The organism is Terrabacter sp. NPDC000476 (assembly GCF_040300125.1).
Classification (GTDB): domain Bacteria; phylum Actinomycetota; class Actinomycetes; order Actinomycetales; family Dermatophilaceae; genus Terrabacter.
In genome coordinates this window covers 35,802-59,889 of record NZ_JBEPDF010000001.1, presented here as the reverse complement: position 1 = coordinate 59,889, position 24,088 = coordinate 35,802, and the positions used below count along the sequence as shown (strand labels likewise).

The 24,088-nt window shown below is 73.9% G+C and carries 20 protein-coding genes; 1 reads left to right on the top strand and 19 read right to left on the bottom strand.

Going from position 1 to position 24,088, the window contains the following annotated elements:
- Positions 1 to 42: 42 nt before the first annotated feature.
- The 18 genes from ABT295_RS00265 to efp form a co-directional block, all read right to left on the bottom strand.
- Entirely contained in the window at positions 43 to 1,305 is a 1,263-nt protein-coding gene (locus ABT295_RS00265) for a saccharopine dehydrogenase family protein (RefSeq protein ID WP_352392431.1), read from the bottom strand.
- 37 nt (positions 1,306 to 1,342) lie between these two features.
- Positions 1,343 to 3,388 (bottom strand): primosomal protein N', encoded by a 2,046-nt coding sequence (locus ABT295_RS00260; protein WP_352392430.1) that lies wholly within the window; start codon positions 3,386 to 3,388, stop codon positions 1,343 to 1,345.
- 16 nt (positions 3,389 to 3,404) lie between these two features.
- Positions 3,405 to 4,628 carry a methionine adenosyltransferase gene (metK, locus tag ABT295_RS00255; protein ID WP_352392429.1) on the bottom strand — a complete coding sequence of 408 codons (1,224 nt, stop codon included), beginning with the start codon at positions 4,626 to 4,628 and terminating at the stop codon, positions 3,405 to 3,407.
- A 114-nt stretch (positions 4,629 to 4,742) separates the two neighbouring features.
- Positions 4,743 to 6,017: a bifunctional phosphopantothenoylcysteine decarboxylase/phosphopantothenate synthase gene (locus ABT295_RS00250; protein WP_352392428.1), complete on the bottom strand. Its 1,275-nt coding sequence runs from the start codon at positions 6,015 to 6,017 to the stop codon at positions 4,743 to 4,745.
- Between the two features lie 8 nt (positions 6,018 to 6,025).
- Positions 6,026 to 6,289, bottom strand: coding sequence for a DNA-directed RNA polymerase subunit omega (gene rpoZ / locus ABT295_RS00245; RefSeq protein WP_020143994.1), 264 nt, complete (start codon positions 6,287 to 6,289; stop codon positions 6,026 to 6,028).
- 67 nt (positions 6,290 to 6,356) lie between these two features.
- Entirely contained in the window at positions 6,357 to 6,977 is a 621-nt protein-coding gene (gmk, locus tag ABT295_RS00240) for a guanylate kinase (protein WP_352392427.1), read from the bottom strand.
- Positions 6,977 to 7,294, bottom strand: coding sequence for an integration host factor, actinobacterial type (mihF, locus tag ABT295_RS00235; protein WP_345505415.1), 318 nt, complete (start codon positions 7,292 to 7,294; stop codon positions 6,977 to 6,979). Before mihF ends, gmk begins: the two co-directional genes overlap by 1 nt.
- Before the next feature lie 122 nt (positions 7,295 to 7,416).
- The gene (pyrF, locus tag ABT295_RS00230) at positions 7,417 to 8,223 is read right to left on the bottom strand and encodes an orotidine-5'-phosphate decarboxylase (protein ID WP_502991114.1); all 807 of its coding nucleotides are present in this window, start codon (positions 8,221 to 8,223) and stop codon (positions 7,417 to 7,419) included.
- A 92-nt stretch (positions 8,224 to 8,315) separates the two neighbouring features.
- On the bottom strand, positions 8,316 to 9,338 hold the full coding sequence (locus ABT295_RS00225; protein WP_502991056.1) for a dihydroorotate dehydrogenase: 1,023 nt from the start codon (positions 9,336 to 9,338) through the stop codon (positions 8,316 to 8,318).
- Positions 9,338 to 10,228, bottom strand: a complete 891-nt coding sequence (locus tag ABT295_RS00220; RefSeq protein WP_352392426.1) for a dihydroorotate dehydrogenase electron transfer subunit — start codon at positions 10,226 to 10,228, stop codon at positions 9,338 to 9,340. Before ABT295_RS00220 ends, ABT295_RS00225 begins: the two co-directional genes overlap by 1 nt.
- Positions 10,225 to 13,560 (bottom strand): carbamoyl-phosphate synthase large subunit, encoded by a 3,336-nt coding sequence (carB, locus tag ABT295_RS00215; RefSeq protein WP_352392425.1) that lies wholly within the window; start codon positions 13,558 to 13,560, stop codon positions 10,225 to 10,227. The genes ABT295_RS00220 and carB overlap by 4 nt, the downstream gene beginning before the upstream one ends.
- Positions 13,560 to 14,771 carry a glutamine-hydrolyzing carbamoyl-phosphate synthase small subunit gene (carA, locus tag ABT295_RS00210; RefSeq protein ID WP_502991055.1) on the bottom strand — a complete coding sequence of 404 codons (1,212 nt, stop codon included), beginning with the start codon at positions 14,769 to 14,771 and terminating at the stop codon, positions 13,560 to 13,562. The genes carB and carA overlap by 1 nt, the downstream gene beginning before the upstream one ends.
- Positions 14,768 to 16,111 (bottom strand): dihydroorotase, encoded by a 1,344-nt coding sequence (locus ABT295_RS00205; protein WP_352392424.1) that lies wholly within the window; start codon positions 16,109 to 16,111, stop codon positions 14,768 to 14,770. Before ABT295_RS00205 ends, carA begins: the two co-directional genes overlap by 4 nt.
- Complete coding sequence (locus ABT295_RS00200) at positions 16,108 to 17,103, bottom strand: aspartate carbamoyltransferase catalytic subunit (RefSeq protein ID WP_352392423.1); 996 nt, start codon at positions 17,101 to 17,103, stop codon at positions 16,108 to 16,110. The genes ABT295_RS00205 and ABT295_RS00200 overlap by 4 nt, the downstream gene beginning before the upstream one ends.
- Positions 17,100 to 17,702, bottom strand: a complete 603-nt coding sequence (gene pyrR / locus ABT295_RS00195; protein ID WP_352392422.1) for a bifunctional pyr operon transcriptional regulator/uracil phosphoribosyltransferase PyrR — start codon at positions 17,700 to 17,702, stop codon at positions 17,100 to 17,102. Before pyrR ends, ABT295_RS00200 begins: the two co-directional genes overlap by 4 nt.
- A gap of 63 nt (positions 17,703 to 17,765) precedes the next feature.
- Positions 17,766 to 20,441: a magnesium-translocating P-type ATPase gene (mgtA, locus tag ABT295_RS00190; RefSeq protein WP_352392421.1), complete on the bottom strand. Its 2,676-nt coding sequence runs from the start codon at positions 20,439 to 20,441 to the stop codon at positions 17,766 to 17,768.
- 31 nt (positions 20,442 to 20,472) lie between these two features.
- Positions 20,473 to 20,886 (bottom strand): transcription antitermination factor NusB, encoded by a 414-nt coding sequence (gene nusB / locus ABT295_RS00185; RefSeq protein WP_352392420.1) that lies wholly within the window; start codon positions 20,884 to 20,886, stop codon positions 20,473 to 20,475.
- Positions 20,887 to 20,902: 16 nt separating this feature from the next.
- On the bottom strand, positions 20,903 to 21,466 hold the full coding sequence (gene efp, locus ABT295_RS00180; protein WP_352392419.1) for an elongation factor P: 564 nt from the start codon (positions 21,464 to 21,466) through the stop codon (positions 20,903 to 20,905).
- Between the two features lie 267 nt (positions 21,467 to 21,733).
- Here efp and ABT295_RS00175 point away from each other — a divergent pair, with 267 nt between their 5' ends.
- The gene (locus ABT295_RS00175) at positions 21,734 to 23,764 is read left to right on the top strand and encodes a HelD family protein (protein ID WP_352392418.1); all 2,031 of its coding nucleotides are present in this window, start codon (positions 21,734 to 21,736) and stop codon (positions 23,762 to 23,764) included.
- A gap of 18 nt (positions 23,765 to 23,782) precedes the next feature.
- Here ABT295_RS00175 and ABT295_RS00170 read toward each other — a convergent pair whose 3' ends face one another.
- Positions 23,783 to 24,076, bottom strand: a complete 294-nt coding sequence (locus ABT295_RS00170) for a hypothetical protein (RefSeq protein WP_352392417.1) — start codon at positions 24,074 to 24,076, stop codon at positions 23,783 to 23,785.
- Positions 24,077 to 24,088: the final 12 nt, after the last annotated feature.

The following is a 24,088-nucleotide window of genomic DNA, read 5'->3' as shown; positions in this document are numbered from 1 at the left end:
CGGTGCACGTCGCACCGGAGTGACCGGTGCGGCCATCCTGCCTCAGTCCGCCGACATCCGCTCGGCCTCGAAGGTGAAGCCCTGCGCGCGGAGGCGATCGACGAGGGCGTCGCCGAGCGCCGTCGCCGGCGTGCCGACGCCGGCCCGCAGCGGCAGCCCGTCGTCGGCCGCCAGCGCGAGCACCGTCTGCCCAAGCATGACGGCGGTGCCGCCGTAGCCCGGGTCGAGGTCGGCGCCGACCCGCGTGCGGTAGCGGGCACCGGTCGTCGTGGTGGCCCGGATGTCGAGCCGGAAGCGGCCGGCGGCCTGGGTCTGGGGTGACGGCCCCTCCCCCGGCTTGGGCAGGAACCGGTCGAGCACCGCGCGCGTCGGGGCGAAGGACAGCCCGGCGAGCACGCCGCCGAGACCGACGGCCATGCCACCGGCCAGGAGCGGCGACATCGGCCCGGAGCCGAAGTCGGTGACCTCCCGGTAGCGCAGCCCGCGCCCGTAGGACCAGTGGGTGAGCGAATTCGACAGCCGCACGATGCGGGTGTTGTAGGAGGCCATGACGAACGGGCCCGTCCAGCGTCCCGTCGCCGGGTCGCGGTCGACGGGCACCGACCGGCGCACGCGCTCGAGCAGCCCGCGGGCCGGGGTTCGCCCCGACGACGGCTCCTCCGACCGGCGGGGGCTGAGGCCGTAGGGGTCGCCGATGACGCGCCGGGCCGCCGCGTCGGACCGGGCCGCGATGGCCTGCTGCCGTCCGGAGTCGATGGTGCCGCCGGAGATGCCGCCCTTGAGCGAACGCACGAGCAGCGTCGTGTCGGTGAGCGTGCCCTCGCCGTCGGCCGCCGCGCGGTGCGCCGTCGTCAGCACGCCGAGGTCGGAGGGGATCGAGTCGAACCCGCAGCTGTGCACGATGGCGGCGCCCGACTCGCGCGCCAGCGCGTCGAGCTCGTCGAGCGACCACCGGACGAAGAGGACCTCACCGGTGAGGTCGGCGTAGTGGGTGCCGGCCTCGGCGCAGGCGCGGGCGACGTGCTTGCCGTGCACGGCATACGGCCCCACCGTCGTGGCGAGCACCCGGGTGCGGTCGGCGAGCGCCCGCAGGCCCGGGGCGTCCGTCGCGTCGACGGTCACGACCTCCCAGCCGGCGGCGGCGCGACCGAGCTCGACGCGCAGCGCCTCGAGCTTCTCGCGGGAGCGGCCGGCGAGGGCCACCCGCAGCTCGGGGCCGGCCTGCGCGGCGACGTGCGCGGCCGTCAGGGCACCGACGAAGCCGGAGGCGCCGTAGAGGACGATGTCGAGGTCTCGATCAGCCATGGCGCCACTCTGTCACGGGCCGGTTCGTGGCCCGGCCTCAGAAGGTGTCGAGCGGGTCGACGCGGACCGCGACGACGGCGGCCTCCTTGCGCGCCGACCGGAACGCCTTGAGCGCGATGAGCGCCCGCGTCAGCTCGAGGGTGCCCTCGGGCGGCACGCGGACGAGCACGTGGTGGTCGGCCGGCGCGCGCTCACCGTCCGGGTCGGGCTGGCCACCGCGACGCACAGGAGCGCCGAGCTGCGAGAGCGGCACCGGACCGAGCACCTGGGCGTGGGCGGGCAGGTCGGCCTGCCCGAGCGCCTCCTCGAGCGCGCGCCGGCCCCCGGTCAGCTGGGCGACCCGGACCGCGGGTGGCAGGCCGAGCTCGCGACGCTCGAGCAGCTCGCGCTCCGCGAGCCAGGCGGGGTCCCACCGCACGAGCGCCTCGACGGCCGGCAGGGCGACCGCCTCGGGCGCGCCGCACAGCACGACGGCCCGACCCTGGCGGGCGAGGGCAGCCGCCGACATCCACCGGCGCAGCGCCTCGATCGGCGCGTCGAGCACCGGCAGGTCGAGGCTGGCCCAGGCGTCGAGGAGCAGCACGCCCGTGTAGCCGCCCTCCGCCACCGGCTCGGCGCCCGGCGTCGCGATGACGAGGGCCGGCTCACGGCCCACCGTGGCGAGCACCTCCCCCGACCCCGAGGTGTGCACCGGCACGCCGGGCAGGGCGCGGCCGATCTCCTCGGCCGTGCGGCGCGCCCCGGTGATCGACGACCGGAGCCGGCGCGACCCGCAGTGGCCGCACTCGAAGCCGTGGGCCGGCAGGGCGAGACCGCACCATCGGCACGTCGGGGCCGCGCCGGACGCGCCGAGCGCGACCGGTCCCTGGCAGCGCGTGCACCGGACCGGGGTGCGGCACTCGGCGCAGCTGAGCGACGGGAGGTAGCCGCGCCGGGGCACCTGGACGAGCACCGGGCCGTCGACGAGGGCGTCCTTGGCCACGCGCCAGGCGCGGGAGGGCAGGTGCGCCCGGGCGGCCGGCCCGTCGCGCTCCTCGTCGACGCCCTCGCCCGCGATGGTGACCCGGGGCGCCGCCGCGCGCAGGGTCGACGCGTCGGCCTCGACGGGCACGAGGGCGCCGGACTCGACGCCGACCTGCACGCGCAGGCTGCGGCCGAAGCCGCCGGCGAGCAACGCCGCGCCGGTCGCCTCCGCGCGCAGGCCGAGCACGACGCCGACGTGGTGGTACGGGGCCCGCGGCTCGGCGAGCAGGTCGTCGCCGTCGTCCCACCACGCGACGAGCCCGAGGTCGCGCACCGGGGCGAAGGCGGCCGCGCGGGTGCCGATGACGACGTCGACGTGGCCGCGCAGCACCTTGAGCCACGCGGTGTAGCGCGCCTGGGGGCCCTGGTCGGCCGTGAGCCGCACGTGCCGCCCCTTGCCGAGCAGGCCGGTCAGGGCGGCGTCGAGGCGGTCGACGTCGCGGTGGTCGGGCACGACGACGAGCGCCCCGCGCCCCGCGGCCTGCGCGGTGGCGACGGCGACGGCGAGCGCCTGGGGCCAGTCGGCGTCGGGCGCGCGCCCCGGCAGCGCCCCCCACGCGGCCGCCGGGCCCTCGCCGGCCGTGACGCGGCGCAGCCACGCCGGCCCGGCCGGGTAGGCCGTCCAGGGCCCGGGGTCGGGCGCCGCGACCTCCTCGCGGGGCGGGGGCTCGACGGCGAGGTTGCGCTCGGCCGTCGCGTGGCGCTTCGGCACGGCGAGGCGCAGCACGTCGCTCAGCGTGCCGGCATACCGGTCGGCGACGGCACGGCAGAGGGCGAGCACCTCGGGGGTCAGCACCGGCTCGGGACTGACCACGCGGCGCAGCGGGGTCAGGCGCCCGTCGTGCTCGGGCGCCTCGCGCCGCTCGACGACGAAGCCGTCGAGCTCGCGACCGGAGAAGCGCACGCGCACCCGGGCCCCCGGCACGGCGTCGTCGGCCAGCTCGTCGGGCACCGCGTACTCGAAGACGCGGTCGAGGTGCGCGAGCGGGGTCTCCACGACGACGGCAGCGACCGGCCGCCCGGCCGGTCGCTGCGTCGTCGTCGTGCTCTGCTCGCCCACGGGGGCGAATCTAGCCTCAGCCGGAGACGGCCGAGCGCAGGGCCTCCACGCGGTCGGTGCGCTCCCACGTGAACGGGTGCTCGACGCCCTCGGCGCTCGTGCGGCCGAAGTGGCCGTAGGCGGCCGTCGGGCGGTAGATCGGGCGGAGCAGGTCGAGGGCGTCGACGATCGCGGCCGGGCGCAGGTCGAAGACGTCGCCGATGGCCTGCTGGATCCTGTCGACGGGCACGGTCTCGGTGCCGAAGGTCTCGACGTAGAGGCCGACGGGCTGCGCCTTGCCGATGGCGTAGGCGATCTGGACCTCGCAGCGGCGGGCGAGGCCGGCCGCCACGACGTTCTTGGCCACCCAGCGCATGGCGTAGGCGCCGGAGCGGTCGACCTTGCTCGGGTCCTTGCCCGAGAAGGCGCCACCGCCGTGGCGGGCCATGCCGCCGTAGGTGTCGACGATGATCTTGCGGCCGGTGAGGCCGGCGTCGCCCATCGGGCCGCCGATCTCGAAGCGACCGGTGGGGTTGATGAGCGCGCGGTAGCCGCTGATGTCGAGGTCGGTGCCGCTCTCGCGCAGCTCGGCGAGCACGGGGTCGATGACGTGCTGGCGGATGTCGGGCTCGAGCATGCCCTCGAGCGAGACGTCGGGCGCGTGCTGGGTCGAGAGCACCACGGTGTCGAGCGCGACGGCGCGGTCCCCCTCGTAGGCGATCGTCACCTGCGTCTTGCCGTCGGGGCGCAGGTAGGCCAGCTGCTCGTTCTTGCGCACCTGCGTCAGGCGCTCGGAGAGGCGGTGCGCGAGGTGGATCGGCAGCGGCATGAGCTCGGCCGTGTCGTCGCAGGCGTAGCCGAACATCAGGCCCTGGTCGCCGGCGCCCTGCTTGTCGAGCAGGTCGTCGACGTCGCCTGAGCGGTGCTCGTGGGCCGTGTCGACGCCCTGGGCGATGTCGGGCGACTGGGCGCCGATCGAGATCGAGACGCCGCAGGTGCGCCCGTCGAAGCCCTTCTGGGAGCCGTCGTAGCCGACCTCGAGGATCGTCTCGCGCACGATCCGCGGGATCTCCACGTATGCCGTCGTCGACACCTCGCCCGCGACGTGCACGAGACCGGTCGTGACCATCGTCTCGACGGCGACGCGGGCCTGCGGGTCCTCCGCGAGGAGGGCGTCGAGGATCGAGTCGCTGATCTGGTCGCAGATCTTGTCCGGGTGTCCCTCGGTGACGGACTCGGACGTGAACAGGCGTGCGGACACGTGCTCTCCCTAGCTTCGGTGCGGGGTGGGTGCGTGGTGGCTGGGTGTGGTTCGGTGGCCGGGCGCCGGTGGATGGTGCGGGCGGCGGGTCACGTCGCTGCGCGAGTCTAGTGCTCAGCCCAGCAGGGGCGAGAGGGTGTCCCAGAGCACGTCGGCGACGGCGTCCTTCGACGTCGGGCCCACGGAGGTGACCTCGTCGGTGCCACGGCGCAGCAGGTGCACCGTCGTGTCGTCCTTGCCGAAGGTGAGGTCGGTGCCGACCTCGTTGACGACCTGCAGGTCGCTGCCCTTGCGGGCGAACTTGGCCCGGGCGTGGTCCATCACCGAGCCGTCGGCGTCGCCCGTCTCGGCGGCGAAGCTGACGATGTAGGGGCTGCTCGACCCGCGCGCCGCACGGGCGGCCACGAGGCCGCGCACGATGTCGGGGTTCTCGACGAGCTCGACCCGCAGGCCGGCGCCGGGGTCGGCGGACTTCTTGATCTTGCTGTCGCTCACGGCGGCGGGCCGGAAGTCCGCGGGTGCGGCGGCCATGACGACGACGTCGGCCCCCTCGGCGGCCTCCTCGACGGCCCGCTGCAGCTCGAGGGTCGTGCCGACCGGCACGACGTCGACGCCGTCGGGCAGCGGCACGGAGACGTTCGCCGCGACGAGGGTCACACGTGCGCCGCGCGCGGCGGCCGCCCTGGCGATCGCCACGCCCTGCTTGCCCGACGACCGGTTGCCGAGGTAGCGCACCGGGTCGAGCGGCTCGCGCGTGCCACCGGCGGAGACGACGACGCGGCGCCCCTCGAGGTCGCGCCGCGCGGGACCGCCGTGCCCGCCGGAGCCGGGGCCCCCGCTGGGGTCCTCGCCCTGCGGGACGTCGGCGGCAAGCACCTCGAGGCACGCGGCATACAGCTGCTCGGGCTCGGGGAGGCGGCCGGCGCCGGTGTCCTTGCCGGTGAGGCGACCGACGGCAGGCTCGACGACGTGGGCGCCGCGCGAGCGCAGCGTCGCGACGTTGGCGCGGGTGGCCGCGTGCTCCCACATCTCGGTGTGCATGGCGGGCGCGAAGACGACCGGGCACCGGGCGGTGAGCAGGGTCGTGGTCAGCAGGTCGTCGGCGAGGCCGGCCGCGGCCTTGGCCAGCAGGTCGGCCGTGGCCGGGGCGACGACGACGAGGTCGGCCGCCTGGCCGATGCGCACGTGCGGCACCTCGTGCACCGACGTCCAGACGTCGGTGCTGACAGGCCGGCCGGAGAGCGCCGACCACGTCGGCGCCCCGACGAACTGCAGGGCGGCCGCCGTGGGCACGACGCGGACCTCGTGCCCGCCCTCGGTGAAGAGGCGCAGGAGCGACGCGGCCTTGTAGGCGGCGATGCCCCCACCGACACCGAGGACGACCCGCATCGCGTCGCTCAGGCCTCGGTGGGCGTCGAGGTGAGCAGGCCCTCGTTGATCTCGCGCAGGGCGATCGACAGCGGCTTCTCGTGGACCTCGGTCTCGACGAGCGGTCCGACGTAGTCGAGCAGGCCCTCCTGCAGCTGGGAGTAGTAGGCGTTGATCTGGCGCGCGCGCTTGGCGGAGTAGATGACGAGCGCGTACTTCGAGTCGGCGGCGGTCAGGAGGTCGTCGATCGGCGGGTTGGTGATGCCGATGGGAGCAGCCTGGGTACCGGACACAGTGATCTCGTTTCGTTGGTTTCAGCAGGGTCACGCTCGCGTGCGAGCACGCGAACGGGATCGGGACTCACCGTCCGGCGCGTCCCGATCTCATCAATGATACGAGTTCTTCGCTGGCCCGCCGAACATCGTCGTTGACGACGACCTCGTCGAACTCGCTCTGGGCGGCCAGCTCGGCGCGCGCAGTCGAGAGGCGACGCTCCCGCTCGGCCTCGTCCTCGGTGCCGCGGCCGACGAGCCGACGCACCAGCTCGTCCCAGCTCGGCGGCGCGAGGAAGACGAAGAGCGCCTCGGGCCACGTCTCGCGCACCTGGCGCGCGCCCTGCAGGTCGATCTCGAGGAGGGCGTCGCGGCCCTCGCGGATGACCCGCTCCACCGGGCCGCGCGGGGTGCCGTACTTGGCGGCGCCGTGCACGACGGCGTACTCGAGGAACTCCCCCGCCGCGACGAGCCGGTCGAACTCGGCGTCGTCGACGAAGTGGTAGTGCACACCGTCGACCTCGCCCGGGCGGGGACGACGCGTCGTCATCGACACCGAGAACCACACACCGGGGAAGTGCGTGCGCACGTAGGCGGCGATGGTGCCCTTGCCGACCGCGGTGGGCCCGGCCAGCACCGTGAGGCGTCCGCGCGGGCGCTCCTGCGCGTCGGGGCCGGTCGGGTCGCTCGGGGTGGTCGCAGCCGCCATCACGGCTTCTCGAAGCGGCGCAGCAGGGCGGCGACCTGGTTGGCGCCGAGGCCGCGCACCCGCCGGGACTCGGCGATGCCGACCTCGTCCATGATCGCGCGGGCCCGCACGCGCCCGACGCCGGGCATCGACTCGAGCAGCTCGGTCACCTTCATCTTGCCGATGACCGGGTCGGCCTTGCCGTCCTCGAGCACCTCGGCGAGCGAGCCGCTCGAGTACTTGAGGCGGTTCTTGACCGCTGCCCGCTCCCGTCGAGCGGCCGCGGCCTTCTCGAGGGCTGCGGCCCGTTGCTCGGGGGTGAGCGGTGGAAGCGCCACGGTGGTCGGTCTCCTCGATGCCTGCGGGAGCGCCGCGCGCCCCCCGTCCTGTTCGGTCATGTGTATCCGCCGAACCTAGCGAGCCGCGCGTCCGCGCCGCAACGCGGGCCCCCCGTCGGTGCTCAGACGGGCAGCGACTCGGCGATGCGCAGCGCCTGCGCGGCGAGCCGGCTCGGCTCCGGGCCGGCCGAGAGCACCTCACGGCTCGAGGCCGCGAGCACCTGGCCCCGAGCTGCGCCGAAGGTGGCCCCGAGCGAGGCGACGGTGCCGCCCTGCGCCCCGAAGCCGGGGGCGAGCACGGGTGTGGCGGCCGACACGAGGTCGAGCCCGAGGTCGGCCACGGCGGTGCCGACGGTGGCGCCGACGACGAGGCCGATGCTGCCGAGCTCGCCCCGCGCGCGGGCCGGGGCGTTGTCGCTCGCCGCGCCGCGCACGATCGAGGCCGCGACGGACTCCCCGTCACGGCGCGCGTGCTGCACCTGCGCCCCCTCGGGGTTCGAGGTGAGCGCGAGCACGAAGAGCCCCCGGCCCGTGCGCGTGGCGAGGTCGACGGCGGGTCGCAGCGACTCGTAGCCGAGGTAGGGACTCACCGTCAGCGCGTCGGGCGGTGCCACGGCGTCGTCGGCGAGGTACGCGTGGGCGTATGCCGTCATCGTCGAGCCGATGTCGCCGCGCTTCGCGTCGAGGATCGTCAGCGTGCCCGCCTCGCGCAGCTCGGTGAGCACGCGCTCGAGGACGGCGATGCCGCGGCTGCCGAAGACCTCGAAGAAGGCCGACTGCGGCTTGACGGCGGCCACCCGGCCGGCGAACGCCTCGACGCAGGTCAGGGCGAAACGCTCGAGACCCGCGACGTCGTAGGTCAGACCCCACGACTCGACGAGCGCGCGGTGCGGGTCGATGCCGGCGCAGAGGGCCCCGCGCTCGCGCATGGCCGCGTGCAGGCGCGCCCCGAACGGCGCGGCAGCCGGGGCGCCAAACGGGTTGCCCGTCGGGTTGCTCGTCGGGTCGCTCGTCGGGGCGTTCACCGGCGCCCCCGTCCGTGGGCCGCCCCGACGGCGTCGGTGAAGCGGGTGTAGCCCCGCTCACCGAGCAGCTCGGTCAGCTCGGCGAGCACCCGCACGGGTGCCGACGGGTCGTTGAACACCGCCGTGCCGACCTGGATCGCGCTCGCACCGGCCGCGACGAGCTCGAGGGCGTCGCGCCCGGTGCGCACGCCGCCGACGCCGATGATCGGCACCGTGGGGATGCGCCCCTCGAACATCGCCTGGCGCACCTGCCAGACGGCGCGCACCGCCACGGGGCGGATGCCGGGGCCGGAGAGGCCGCCGGTGACGCCGCCGAGGTGCGGCTGCATCCGGTCGGTGTCGATCGACATGCCGAGCAGGGTGTTGATCATCGTGAGGCCGTCGGCCCCGGCCTTGACGCAGGCCGCGGCGATCGCGGTGATGTCGGTGACGTCGGGGCTCAGCTTGGCGAAGACGGGGATGTTGCGGGGCAGCTGCTCGCGCACGAGGGCGACGACCTTGGCCGACGCCATCGGGTCGCAGGCGAAGACGAGGCCGCGGTTGGCGACGTTGGGGCACGAGATGTTCACCTCGACGCCGATGACCGCGTCGAAGGCGCGGCTCGCGCGCAGCGTCGCCGCCACGTGCGCGTACTCCGTGCTCGAGCCGCCGGCGATGGAGGGCAGCACGCGCGCCCCGACCGAGTGCAGCCACGGCAGGTCGTCGTCGACGAACGCGGCGATGCCCGGCCCCTGCAGGCCGATCGAGTTGAGCATGCCCGAGGGCGTCTCGGCCATGCGGGGCGTGCCCCGGCCCGAGCGCGGGTCGGCCATGACCGACTTGGTGACGAACGCGCCGAGGTCGGCGACGTCGAAGAAGCGGTGCAGCTCGCGGCCGTTGGCCGCGCAGCCCGACGCGGTCATGAGCGGGTTGGGCAGGCGGTGACCGCCGCCGAGGTCGACGGCCATGTCGACGCTCGCCGTCGGGGCCGCCGGGTGCCCTGCGCCGCCCGGCGTCGTCGTGTCGTGCGTCGTCGTCATCAGTGACCTCCCACCTTCGGCGCCCCGACCGCGTCGTCGGGCACCCTGGCCCGCCCGCCGTCGAAGGCGTCCCAGCGCACGCGGTCGCCCCGGAAGACGGGGCCCTCGACGCAGGAGCGGACCATCCGCGTGCGCCCGTCGCCGCCGACCACCGGCATGACGCACGTCATGCAGACGCCGACGCCGCAGGCCATGGCCTCCTCGACGGCGACCTGCGCCACCGCGCCGTGGGCCTCGGCGATGCGGGTGATCGAGCCGAGCATCCCCATCGGTCCGCAGCCGTAGACCACCCCGGCCCCGGTGCGGCCGAGGATGCCGGGCAGCACGTCGCTGACCCACCCCTGCTGGCCGGCGGAGCCGTCGTCGGTCGTCACCGTCACCCCGTCGCAGCTCCTCCGGGCCTCGACGACGCCGAAGAGGCGGTCCTCGCTCGCCGCGCCTAGCACCATCTCGACGTGGCAGCCCCGCTCGCGCAGCTCGCTCGCGAGCCAGAAGAGCGGGGCGCTGCCGTAGCCGCCGCCGACGAGCACGCACGGCACCGGCTCGGTGGGCAGCGGGAACGCCTTGCCGAGCGGCCCGACGACGTCGACGGTGTCGTGCGGCACGCGGTCGACGATCCAGCGCGTGCCGGCGCCGACCGCGGAGACGACGATCTCGACGGTGCCGCCGTAGGTGCCGCTGGGGCTCACCTTGTGGATCGAGAACGAGCGGCGCAGCAGCGTGCCCGACGTCTCCCCGCCCACCGCGAGGGCGACGAACTGGCCCGGGCGGGCGAGCTCCGCCACCCCGGGCGCGACCAGCGTCAGGTGCTGGTACGCGCCCACCCGCTTCGTGGCGATGACCTCGGCGACCTCCTGCGTGACGCGGGCGCGCAGCGGGGCGGGGCTCATGCCTGCACCTCCGCACCGGCGAGCGCCGGGCGCCGACCGTAGAGGTCGAGGTCGCGGGCGTGGTCCTGCAGCGAGGTGACGCGGATCTCCTCGGTCATGTGCGACTCGATGCCGAGCACGGCGGCCGCGAGCGTCGCGATCGTGGTGATGATCGGCTTGTCGGCGCTCGTCGTCGCCGCGCGGATGGCGTAGCCGTCGGCGCGGGCGTCCTGGCCCGAGGGCGTGTTGACGACCATCTGCACGGTTCCGTCGGTGATGAGGTCGACGATCGAGCGCTCGCTCGGGTCGCCCTCGCCGGACCGCTCGGTGATCTTGCGGACGACCGTCGCCGGGATGCCGTTGCGCTTGAGCACCGCGGCCGTGCCCTTCGTCGCGAGGATCGTGAAGCCGAGGTCGACGAGGCGCTTGACCGGGAAGAGCATGGCGCGCTTGTCGCGGTTGGCCACCGACACGAAGATCGCGCCGGACCGGGGCAGGCCGGAGCCGCTGCCCTGCTGCGCCTTGGAGAACGCGGAACCGAAGTCGCGGTCGATGCCCATGACCTCCCCGGTCGAGCGCATCTCGGGCCCGAGGAGCGAGTCGACGGCGACGCCCTCCTTGGTGCGGAAGCGCTTGAACGGCAGCACGGCCTCCTTGCACGAGACCGGCGCGTGGTCGGGCAGCGAGCCGCCGTCACCGGTCGGGGGCAGCACGCCCTCCTCGCGCAGCTCCGCGATCGTCGCGCCGAGCATGACGCGGGCGGCGGCCGTCGCGATCGGCACGCCGGTGGCCTTGGCCACGAACGGGACGGTGCGCGAGGCCCGCGGGTTGGCCTCGATGACGTAGAGGATGTCCTGCGCGAGGGCGAACTGCACGTTCATGAGGCCGCGTACGCCGATGCCCTCGGCGAGCTTCCGGGTGGCCACCCGCACGCGCTCGAGCTCGCCGTCGCCCAGCGTCGCGGGCGGCAGCGTGCACGAGCTGTCGCCCGAGTGGATGCCGGCCTCCTCGACGTGCTCCATGATGCCGCCGAGGTACATGTCCTCGCCGTCGAAGAGGGCGTCGACGTCGATCTCGATGGCGTCGTCGAGGAAGCGGTCGACGAGGATCGGGTGGTCGGGAGAGGCCTCCGTGGCCTTCTCGACGTAGGTGACGAGGGAGTCGTCGTCGTAGACGATGACCATGCCCCGCCCGCCGAGCACGTAGGACGGGCGGACGAGCACCGGGTAGCCGATCTCGCGGGCGATGACGAGCGCCTCGTCGGCGCTGTAGGCCGTGCCGTGCTTCGGCGCGACGAGTCCCGCTCGGGCGAGCACCTGGCCGAAGGCGCCGCGGTCCTCGGCGAGGTGGATGGCGCTCGGCGAGGTGCCGACGATCGGCACGCCCTCGTCCTCGAGGGCCTGGGCGAGCCCGAGCGGCGTCTGGCCACCGAGCTGCACGATGACGCCGGCGATGGGGCCCGCCTGGCTCTCGGCGTGGATGACCTCGAGCACGTCCTCGAGGGTCAGCGGCTCGAAGTAGAGCCGGCTGCTCGTGTCGTAGTCGGTCGAGACCGTCTCGGGGTTGCAGTTCACCATGACGGTGTCGAAACCCTTGTCGCGCAGGGCGAACGACGCGTGCACGCAGGAGTAGTCGAACTCGACGCCCTGACCGATGCGGTTCGGCCCGGAGCCGAGGATGATGACGGCCGGGCGCTCGCGCGGCGCGACCTCGGTCTCCTCGTCGTACGAGCTGTAGTGGTAGGGCGTCGCGGCCGCGAACTCGGCCGCGCACGTGTCGACGGTCTTGTAGACCGGGCGTACGCCCAGCGCGTGCCGCACGCCGCGGACGACCGCCTCCGGCATCCGGCGCAGGGTGGCCACCTGGGCGTCGCTGAAGCCGTGCCGCTTGACGAGCCGCAGCAGCTCGGGCGTCACCTCGTCCGCGTCCGCGAGCATGGCCGCCACGTCGTTGACGAGCGCGATCTGGTCGAGGAACCACGGGTCGATGCCCGTGGCGTCGTGCACCTCCTCGACCGTGAAGCCGCCGCGGAGGGCCTGCTGCACCAGCACGATCCGACCGTCGGTGGGCGTGCGGGCGGCCTCGAGCGCGCGCTCGGCGGCGGCCCGGGTGATCTCGCCCTCCCAGTGGAAGGTCGCCCCCTTCTTCTCGAGCGAGCGGAGCGCCTTCTGCAGCGCCTCGGTGAAGTTGCGGCCGATCGCCATGGCCTCGCCGACCGACTTCATCGTCGTGGTCAGCGTCGGGTCGGCCGCGGGGAACTTCTCGAACGCGAAGCGGGGCACCTTGACGACGACGTAGTCGAGCGTGGGCTCGAAGCTCGCGGGGGTCTCGCGGGTGATGTCGTTCGGCACCTCGTCGAGGGTGTAGCCGATGGCCATCTTCGCCGCGATCTTGGCGATCGGGAAGCCGGTCGCCTTGGAGGCGAGGGCGCTCGAGCGCGAGACGCGCGGGTTCATCTCGATGACGATGATGCGACCGTCGGCCGGGTTGACGGCGAACTGGATGTTGCAGCCACCCGTCTCGACGCCGACCTCGCGGATGACGGCGATGCCGATGTCGCGCAGCCGCTGGTACTCGCGGTCGGTGAGCGTCAGGGCCGGCGCGACGGTGATCGAGTCGCCGGTGTGCACGCCCATCGGGTCGAGGTTCTCGATGGAGCAGACGACAACGACGTTGTCGGCGTGGTCGCGCATCACCTCGAGCTCGTACTCCTTCCAGCCGAGGATCGACTCCTCGAGGAGCACCTCGGTCGTCGGGGAGTACTGCAGGCCGGCGCCGCCGAGGAGCCGCAGGTCGGCCTCGTCGTAGGCGAAGCCGGAGCCGAGGCCGCCCATCGTGAACGACGGGCGCACGACGACGGGGTAGCCGAGCTCGTCGGCGGCGGCGAGCAGCTCGTCCATGGAGTGGCAGATGACGGACTTCGCCGACTCCGCGCCGCACCGCTCGACGACGCCCTTGAACTTCTCGCGGTCCTCGCCGAGCTGGATGGCGTCGACGTTCGCGCCGATGAGGGGGCAGCCGTACTTCTCGAGGACCCCGTTGTCGTGCAAGGAGATCGCGCAGTTGAGGGCGGTCTGCCCACCGAGTGTCGCGAGAACGGCGTCGGGGCGCTCCTTGGCGATGATCGCCTCGACGACCTCGGGGGTGATCGGCTCGACGTAGGTGGCGTCGGCGAACTCCGGGTCGGTCATGATCGTCGCCGGGTTGCTGTTGACGAGGATGACGCGGATGCCCTCCTCGCGCAGCACGCGGCAGGCCTGCGTGCCGGAGTAGTCGAACTCGCAGGCCTGGCCGATGACGATCGGGCCGGAGCCGATGACGAGGACGCTCTTGATGTCGTCGCGCTTGGGCATCAGGCGCTGACCTCCGTGGTCTGGTGTGCGGTCTGTCGGTCGGTCATGAGCTCCACGAAGCGGTCGAAGAGGTAGGCGGCGTCGTGCGGGCCGGCCGCCGCCTCGGGGTGGTACTGCACGGAGTAGGCGGGCACGTCGAGGCACTCCAGCCCCTCGACGACGTCGTCGTTGAGGCACACGTGCGAGACGCGTACCCGGCCGTATGCCGTGTCGCTGTCTTCGTCGAGCGGGGCGTCCACCGCGAAGCCGTGGTTGTGCGCCGTCACCTCGACCTTGCCCGTCGTGCGGTCCATGACGGGCTGGTTGATGCCGCGGTGGCCGTACTTGAGCTTGTACGTGCCGAAGCCGAGCGCGCGACCGAGGAGCTGGTTGCCGAAGCAGATGCCGAAGAACGGGATCCTCCGGTCGAGCACCTCACGGAGCAGGGCCACCTCGTGCTCGGCCGACGCCGGGTCGCCGGGACCGTTCGAGAAGAAGACGCCGTCCGGTCCGGACTCCCCCACGGCGAGCAGGTCCTCGATCGTCGCGGTCGCCGGCAGCACGTGCACCTCGATGCCGCGCTGCGCCAGCAGCGCCGGCGTCATCGCCTTGATGCCGAGGTCGACGGCGGCGACCGTGAAGCGCTTCTCGCCGAGGGCGCGGACGGCATACGGCTCGGCGGTCGTGACCTCGGCCGCGAGGGCCGCGCCGGCCATCTGCGGGCTCGTGCGCACCGCGTCGAGCAGCTCGGCCTCGGAACGGTCGGCCGCGTCGCCGCTGAAGATGCCGACGCGCATCGCGCCGCGCTCGCGCAGGTGGCGGGTCAGGGCGCGCGTGTCGACGTCGCAGATGCCGACGACGCCCTGGTCGGCGAGCTCGTCCTCGAGGTCGCGCGTGGCGCGCCAGCTCGACGAGCGGATCGCGGGGTCGCGCACGACGTAGCCGGCCGCCCAGATGCGCGAGCTCTCGTCGTCCTCGGCGTTGACGCCGGTGTTGCCGACGTGGGGCGCGGTCATGACGATGACCTGCCGGTGGTAGCTCGGGTCGGTGAGGGTCTCCTGGTAGCCGGTCATGCCGGTGGAGAAGACCGCCTCCCCCACCGTCTGCCCGATGGCGCCGTAGGACGCGCCGTGGAAGGTTCGGCCGTCCTCGAGGACGAGGGTGGCCGCGCCGCGCGCGCGGGTGGGGCGGCCGTCCCGGCTCGGGACGGTCAGCGGTGTCTGGGTGGTCACAGGTCTGCTCCCGTGGTCGCGTTCGTCAGTTCTCGGTGGGTGGTGCCGGTGTCCGCCGCGCTGCGGACGTCGTGGGTGACGCGGCCCGCGTGGACCGTCGCCTGGACGGCGCCGCGGAGGGTGCGCCCGTGCCACGGGTTGTTGCGCGAGCGGCTGAGGCTCGCGGCGGCGTCGACGGTGACCTCGCGGTCGGGGTCGACGAGGGTGATGTGGGCCGGGCTGCCGACGGCGAGATCCCTTCCCTGGTGGGCGAGTCCGCCGATGCGGGCCGGCGCGCTCGACATGACGCGAGCGACGTCGGCCCAGCCGAGCAGGCCCGGTCGCACCATGACGTCGCTGACGACCGAGAGGGCCGTCTCGAGACCGAGCATGCCGAAGGCTGCGTCGACGAAGGCGTGCTCCTTGTCGTGCCGCGCGTGCGGCGCGTGGTCGGTGGCGACGGCGTCGATGGTGCCGTCGGCGAGCGCCGCCCGCAGCGCCTCGACGTCCTCCGTCGGGCGCAGCGGCGGGTTCACCTTGAACACCGGGTCGTAGCCGACGAGCAGGTCGGTCGTCAGGGCGAGGTGGTGCGGGGTGACCTCGGCGGTGACGTCGATGCCCTGCGCCTTGGCCCAGCGGATCACCTCGACGGTGCCCGCCGTGGAGACGTGCGCGACGTGCACGCGCGAGCCGGTGTGGCGGGCCAGCATGACGTCGCGGGCGACGACCGACTCCTCGGCGATGCCGGGCCAGCCGGGCAGGCCGAGCCGGCCCGACACCTCGCCCTCGTGGCAGCAGGCCTCGCGGCCCGCGAGACGCGGGTCCTGGGCGTGCTGGCTGACGACGCCGCCGAACGGCTTGACGTACTCCAGCGCCCGCCGCATGATCCGCGCGTCGTGCACGCAGTGGCCGTCGTCGCTGAAGACCCGCACCCGGGCCCGGGAGCGGGCCATCAGGCCGAGCTCGGCGAGCTCGGCGCCCTCGAGGCCCTTCGTCACGGCGCCGACGGGCACCACCTCGGTGAGGCCGCAGGCGCGACCGAGGTCGAGGATGCGCTCGGCCGCCTCCGCGGTGTCGGTGACCGGGCTCGTGTTGGCCATCGCGAAGACGGCCGTGAAGCCGCCGGCGGCGGCGGCGGCCGAGCCGGTGGCGATCGTCTCGGCGTCCTCGCGGCCGGGCTCGCGCAGGTGCACGTGCAGGTCGACGAGGCCGGGGAGGGCGACGAGGCCGTCGGCGTCCAGCACCTCGGCGTCGCGCGGCGCGCCGATGCTGCCGACCTCGGTGATGACGCCGTCCTCGACGAGCAGGTCTGCCGCGGCGGCGCCGAGGAGGCGGGCGCCGCGGATCACGAGGCGGGTCATCGGGAGGCTCCTTCGGCGACGGGGACGGTGGGCGCCGGCGAGTCCTCGCCGGCGAGCAGGTGGTAGAGCACGGCCATCCGCACGGCCACGCCGGCCGAGACCTGGTCGAGCACGACCGACTGCGGCGAGTCGGCGGCCTCGGGAGCGATCTCGAGGCCCCGGTTCATCGGGCCGGGGTGCAGCACGAGCACCTCGGGGTTGCGGGCGACGAGCGTCTCGAGGCGGTCGCGGGTCAGCCCGTAGCCCACGGTGTACTCCCGCGGCGTCGGGAAGAAGCCACCGCTCATCCGCTCGCGCTGGACGCGGAGCATCATGACCGCGTCGACGGGGCCGTGCTCGCCCTCGCCGGCGAGCACCGGGTCGAGGTGCCAGCTCGTGGCGAAGCCGTCGGCCGCGCTCCACGCGGCGATCCCGCTCGGCATGAGGGTGGGCGGAGCGACGACGGTGACCCGTGCGCCGAGCGTCTTGAGGGTGATGACGTTGCTGCGGAAGACCCGCGAGTGGGTCAGGTCGCCGACGACGACGACGTGCTTGCCGTCGAGGTCACCGAGGCGCGTGCGCAGGGTGTAGGCGTCGAGCAGGGCCTGCGTGGGGTGCTCGTGGGTGCCGTCCCCCGCGTTGATGACGCTGCAGCGCACCCACTGGGCCACCTGGTGGCAGGCGCCGGAGGCGTTGTGGCGGATGACGAGCGCGTCGACGGCCATGGCGTCGACGGTCATGGCCGTGTCGCGCAGGCTCTCGCCCTTGCTCGTCGACGACCCCTTGGCCGAGAGGTTGATCGTGTCGGCCGACATCCACTTGCCCGCGATCTCGAAGGAGCTGCGGGTGCGCGTCGAGTCCTCGAAGAAGAAGTTGATGACGGTGCGCCCCCGCAGGGTGGGCACCTTCTTGACCTCGCGGCGCTGCAGGTCGTGCATCGACGCGGCCGTCTCGAGGATGTCCTCGACCTCGGTGCGCGTGAGGTCGGCGGAGGAGATGAGGTGCTTGGTCATCGCGTCTCCCCGCCGCTGATCCGCACGACGTCGAGTCCGTCGACCTCGGCGACCCGCACGTGCACGCGCTCGTCGCGCGACGTCGGGAGGTTCTTGCCGACGTGGTCGGCCCGGATCGGCAGCTCGCGGTGGCCGCGGTCGACGAGGACCGCGAGGCGCACGGCGCGCGGGCGGCCGAGCTCGGCGAGCGCGTCGAGGGCGGCCCGGATGGTGCGGCCGGAGTAGAGCACGTCGTCGACGAGCACGACGACCTTGTCGTCGATGCCGCCGTCGGGGATGCGCGAGCGGTGCGCCGTGCGCACCGGGTTGCGGCGCAGGTCGTCGCGGTGGAGCGTGATGTCGAGCTCGCCGACGGGCACCGGCGTGCCCTCGACGGCCTCGATGCCGGCGGCGAGGCGCCGCGCGAGCGGGACGCCGCGGGAGGGGATGCCGAGCAGGACGAGCCCCTCGCTCCCCTTGTTCCGCTCGAGGATCTCGTGACCGATGCGCCGCAGGGCCCGGGAGACGTCCCCCGCGGTCATGACGTCACGCGCGTCGTCGGGGATGCTCGGGCGGTCGCTCGAGGACTGGGCAGATGCACTCAGGTCTGGGCAGGCCATGGCTGCCGGACCTCCTTCCCCGCCTCACAGGACGGTGGTTAAAGGATGTCGTCGCCGTGGAGTCTAGCGGCCGGCCGGACCGGCCCTCGACCCGGACCGCGTCGTGGACGTGACCGGGGCCCGCGAGCTGAACCGCGCCGCGCGCCGGTGCAGCCGCGCCGGGGCGCCTCTCCCGCCCGGCCCGCTCGGCGTGTCGTCGCCCGTCGGCACGCGCCGGAAGAAGCGCCCCTTGGCCACCTCGACGAGCGCCAGGTAGGCGACGACGAGGGCGACCACGGCGGCCACCACCGCCCCGGGCAGCGGGACGAAGCCCAGCTCCGCGGCCAACGGCGTCGTCGGCAGCACCGCCCCCACGAGCACGATCGAGGTGACCGAGACGACGAGGCCGAGGCTCGGCCGGCTCCGGAAGAACGGGGTGCGCCGGGTGCGGATGACGAAGATCACGAGCGACTGCGTGGCGAGCGACTCGACGAACCAGGCGGTCTGGAAGAGGGACTGCGACGCGTGGAACCCCCACAGCATGAGGGCGAACGTGCCGAGGTCGAAGAGCGAGCTGAGCGGGCCGAAGAAGAGCATGTAGCGCCGGATGAGCCGCAGGTCCCAGTGCGAGGGCCGCCGCAGCTGCTCGGGGTCGACGGCGTCGCCCGGGATGGCGAGCTGCCCGGTGTCGTAGAGCAGGTTGCCGAGCAGCACCTGCGGCGGCAGCATCGGCAGGAAGGGCAGCACGGCCGAGGCCGCGGCGGCCGAGAACATGTTGCCGAAGTTGCTCGACGTCCCCATCAGCACGTACTTGACGGTGTTCGCGAAGACCCGGCGCCCCTCGACGACGCCGTCGGCGAGCACGCCCAGGTCCTTGTCGAGCAGCACGATGTCGGCGGCGTCCTTGGCGACGTCGGTCGCCGAGTCGACCGAGATGCCGATGTCGGCCGCGTGGAGCGCGAGGGCGTCGTTGACCCCGTCGCCGAGGAAGGCCACGTCGAGCCCCCGCGAGCGCTGGGCCCGCACGATCCGTGCCTTCTGCTCGGGCGAGACGCGGGCGAAGACGCCGGACGACTCCACGGCGTCGGCGAGCGTGGCGTCGTCCATGGCCTCGACGTCCGCCCCGGTGAGCGTGCCGCGCGCCGGAAGCCCGAGGCGTCGGCACACCGACTCGGCCACGAGGGGGTTGTCGCCCGTGATGACCTTGACGTCGACGCCGAGCCGGTCGAGCCGCTCGAGGGCAGCCACGGCGCTCTGCTTCGGCGCGTCGAGGAACACGAGGAAGCCGACCAGCTCGAGGCCGTCCTCGTCGGCCGGGGTCGGCGCGGCCGCGGCGTCCCAGGGTCGGCGCGCGACCGCGACCACCCTTGCGCCGGAACGGAACTTGCGCTCTGCCACGCTGGTGGCGGTGTCGGGGAGGCGGGTGCAGGCGGGCAGCACCTGCTCGGGGGCGCCCTTCGTCACCAGCTCGCGCGAGCCGTCGGCGCTCTCGAGCACGACGGAGACGCGGCGTCGCGCGTGGTCGAAGGGCAGTGTGGCGACCCGACGCGGCTGCGCCGGGCCCGCCACGAGGTCGGGCGCCCCCGGTGCGGACCACAGCGCCGCGTCGAGGGGGTCGCTGCCGGCATACGTGGGCGTGCGGCCGGAGGCGTCGACGGCGTCGACGGGGGCGCTCGTGCAGAGCATCCCGAGGCGGGCGGCCTCGTCGCACGAGCCGCCGTCCGGGCCGAGCGCCCGCATGAAGGTGATGTGGCCCTGCGTCAGCGTGCCGGTCTTGTCGGTCATCAGCACGTGGATGTCGCCGAGGTCCTCGATGCACACGAGGCGCTTGACGAGCACCTTGCGCCGGGCCAGCTCGCGCGACCCGGTGGCGAGGCTCGTCGAGACGATCGCCGGGAGCAGCTGCGGCGTGATGCCGACCGCGATGGCGAGCGAGAAGAGCAGTGCGTCGAGGAACGGGCGGTGCAGCACGAGGTTCGCCGCGAGCACGAACGCCGTCAGGGCCGCCGCCACGACGACGAGCATCCCCGAGAAGCGGCGCAGGCCGACCTGGAACTCCGTCTCGCCGTGGCGGGTGCCGAGGGCGACGGCGATCCGGCCGAAGCGAGCCGCCGACCCGGTCGCGACGACGACGCCCTCCCCCGACCCCGCCGAGACGACCGTGCCCATCCACGCGACGTCGGCCGGGGTCGCGCCGGCGTCGCGCGCGGGGTCCTTGGCCACCGGCAGCGACTCGCCGGTGAGCATCCCCTCGTCGCACTCGAGGCCGGTCGCCGCCGTGAGGCGCAGGTCGGCGGGCACGACCTCGCCGAGCTGCAGGCGCACGACGTCGCCCGGCACGAGCAGGGCCACGTCGAGGCGCTGGGGCCGCCCGTCGCGCACGACGGTGACGTCGTGGTGGATCCGCGAGTGCAGCGCGTCGGCGGCGACCTCGGCGCGGTACTCGTTGACGAAGCCGAGGCCGATCGAGCCGGCGAGGATGACGGCGATGATGACGGCGTCGGTGCGCTCGCCGAAGAACGCCGACGCGACCGCGGCCGCCCCGAGCAGCAGCAGGAGGGGCGAGCGCAGCTGGCGCACCAGCACCGGCGCCCAGTGGGCGCCGTGCGAGCGCACGGCGTTCGGGCCGAACTCGACGAGCCTGGCGGCGGCCTCCGCCGGGGTGAGCCCGGCGGGCGAGGTCGCGAGCCGAGCATGCACGTCCGCGACGTCGAGCGTCGCGGCCTCGACGGCCGACCACTGCTCGGACCGCGCCCTCACACCTCCATCATGTGACGGGCGCGGCCCGGTGTCAGACGATCGTCGCCTTGACCTCGGCGATGCGGCCGAGCAGGCCGTTGACGAACGTCGGCGACTCGTCGGTCGAGAGCTCGGTCGCGAGCGCCACGGCCTCGGAGATCGCCACGGCGTCGGGAATCTCGCTGTTCCAGAGCACCTCCCACGCGCCGAGCCGCAGGATCGCGCGGTCGACGGCGGGCATGCGCTCGAGGGTCCAGCCCTGGCTGTAGTCGGTCAGGGCCGCGTTGATGTCGTTCCAGTGGCCCACCACGCCGCGCACGAGCTCCGCGGTGTAGGGGTTGTTGGCCGCCCGCGACTCGCGGTCGCCGAGGCGCTCGTCGAGGAGCGTCTCGGCGTTGAGGCCGCGCTGGTCCGCCTCGAAGAGGATGTCGAGGGCCCGCGTGCGGGCCTTGGTGCGTGCTGCCAAGGGAGTTCGGGTCCGCTCAGTCGTTGACGCGGCCGAGGTACGACCCGTCGCGGGTGTCGACCTTGACGCGCGTGCCGGACTCGAGGAAGAGCGGCACGTTGATCTGCGCACCGGTCTCGAGCGTGGCCGGCTTCGTGCCACCGGTCGAGCGGTCGCCCTGCAGGCCCGGCTCGGTGTGCGTGATCTCGAGGACGACCGAGGCCGGCAGCTCGACGTAGAGGGGCGCGCCGTCGTGCGTCGCGACGATGGCGTTCTGGTTCTCGAGGAGGTAGTTCGCCGAGTCGCCCACGACGGTCTCCGACACGTTGATCTGGTCGTAGGTGTCGGTGTCCATGAAGACGAAGTCGCTGCCGTCCTTGTAGAGGTACTGCATCGTCCGCTTGTCGACGTTGCTCGTCTCGACCTTGGTGCCGGCGTTGAACGTCTTGTCGACGACCTTGCCGGAGAGGACGGCCTTGAGCTTGGTGCGCACGAACGCCGGCCCCTTGCCGGGCTTCACGTGCTGGAACTCGACGACGGACCAGAGCTGTCCCTCGAGGTTGAGCACCATGCCGTTCTTCAGGTCGTTGGTCGAAGCCATCGTCACAAACCACTTTCGTATGCCGGCGGGCCCGGTCGGGTGCCGCTGGGCACGCCGCAGCCCCGGGCGTTCTTTGACTTGGGGAGTTGCCGCACGAGTCTAGCCGGGCGCCCACCGGATCGCGGAATCGCTCCACCCGGCCGGTGTACCCTGATCCGCTCCCCCGTCCCTCCCCACCGCAACACACCGTGCAGGTCCCGACCCACCGGCATCCGATCCCGGTGCGTTGCCACCTTCTCGGTGTGTCGGGTGCAGAAAGGTGCTCGCGTGACCGCCCTCGACTCCGAGCTCGCCCGGGAGCAGGCCTACCTCGACGAGGCCCGGGCCCAGCTGGCACGGATGCGTGAGCTGGCCGAGTCGCTCGACGCGTCCAAGGCCAGCGACGCCGTGTCGGGCGAGGTGCTCGGCTGGGTGCTCGCCCGCCGCATCGCCTCCCTCCAGGACGACCCGCGCACGACGCTCTTCTTCGGGCGCATCGACGTCGAGCCGGCCGACGGCCCGGCCGAGCAGTTCCACATCGGGCGCCGGCACGTCTCCGACGAGGCAGGCGACCCGGTCGTCGTCGACTGGCGCGCCCCGATCTCGACCGCCTTCTACCGCGCGTCGCCGAACGAGCCCCTCGACGTCGTGCTGCGCCGCCGTTTCGGCGTCGACCGGGGCCGCCTGACCGCCCTCGAGGACGAGCACCTGCGCGAGCCCGCCGCCGCCGACGGCGCGGCCGGCTCGATCCTCGCCGCCGAGATCGAGCGGCCGCGCACCGGACCGATGCGCGACATCGTCTCGACGATCCAGCCGGAGCAGGACGAGATCGTCCGCAGCGACGTCACGGTCAGCGTCTGCGTGCAGGGCGCACCCGGCACCGGCAAGACGGCCGTCGGGCTGCACCGCGCGGCCTGGCTCCTCTACTCCTTCCGTGACCGCCTCGACCGCTCGGGCGTGCTCGTCGTCGGGCCCAACCGGGCCTTCCTCGACCACATCGGGGCGGTGCTGCCCTCGCTCGGCGAGGTGCGCGTCGGGCACGCCACCATCGAGACCCTCCTCGACCACGGCAGGGTGCGGGCCACCGAGCCCGCCGACGTCGCGACCCTCAAGGGCGACGCCCGGCTCGCGGGCGTGCTGCGCCGGGCGGTCTGGTCGAGCCTCGTGCGGCCGACGGAGGCGCTCGTGGTGCCGCGCGGCGTGCGCAAGTGGCGCGTGCCGGCATACGAGGTCGCCGGGATCGTCGACGAGCTCGCGGCGCGTGGCGTGCGCTACGCGGCCGCGCGGGACCTGCTGCCGCAGCGGCTCGCCCACCACGTGCTGCTCGAGATGGAGCGCGCCGGCGACGCCCCCGACGACCGCGTGCAGGACGCCGTCGCGAAGTCGGCGGCCGTGAAGAAGTACGTCGCCTCGATCTGGCCCGCGCTCGACCCCCAGGCGGTGCTCCACCGGCTGTGGTCGGACGCGGACGCGTTGCGGGCGGCGGCCGGCGACGACCTGACCGCGGACGAGCAGGCGACGCTGCTGTGGGACAAGCCGGCCCGCACGAAGGGCGCCGCCCGCTGGTCGCTCGCCGACATGGCCCTGCTCGACGAGCTCGACGACCTGCTGCGGCGCGTTCCGAGCCTCGGGCACGTCGTGCTCGACGAGGCGCAGGACCTCTCCCCCATGCAGCTGCGGGCCGTCGGGCGGCGCGCCTCGACGGGGTCGGTGACCGTGCTCGGCGACATCGCGCAGGGCACCACGCCGTGGGCGACCGCGTCGTGGGAGGAGGCCATGCGCCACCTCGGCAAGGTCGAGCACGACCTCGTCGTGCTCGACCGCGGCTTCCGCGTGCCCGCGGTCGTCATCGAGTACGCCGCCCGCCTCCTGCCCGTCATGGCGCCCGGGCTCGGCGCACCCGTGTCCGTGCGCGAGAACCCCGGGCGACTCGAGCTGCGCCCGGTCGGCGCCGACGGCCTCGCGGCCGAGGTCGTGGGCGCGGCGCAACGTTCGGCCGCGTCACCCGGCTCGGTCGGGGTCATCGTGCCCGACCGGGACGTAGAGCAGCTGTCCGCAGCGCTCGCCGCAGCCGGTGTCGAGCACGGCCGGCTCGACCTCGAGCACGGCGACGACGAGGACCACCAGGTCGAGGTCGTGCCCGCCAGCGTCGCGAAGGGCCTCGAGTTCGACCGCACGGTCGTCGTCGAGCCGGCTGCCATCGCGGCGGCCGAGCCCGACGAGCGCACCGGCCTGCGCCGCCTCTACGTCGTGCTGACGCGCGCGGTGTCGGAGCTGACGATCGTGCACGCCGAGCCGCTGCCCGACGCCCTGGCCTGACGGCCCTCGTCCGGCTGGTCAGCGCAGCCCGCGGTGCGCCGACCACACCTGCGCCGCGCGGTGTCCGGCCGCGTCGACGAGGGCGTGCAGCTCGGGCCGGTCGGGCACGGGGAAGGACACGTAGGCGCCCCGGCCACCCTCGACGGGGCGGCCGTACGCCTTGGCCGCGAGGTGCCCGTCGGGCAGCATCCGCACGTTGATCGTGTCGAGGCGGAACTCCTGCCCACGGCGGGAGTCGGTCCACCGCAGCGACTCGGGGATCGCCACGTTGATCGCCATCGCACTGACGACGATGGGCTCGTCCTCGTCCATGCCGCCCAGCCT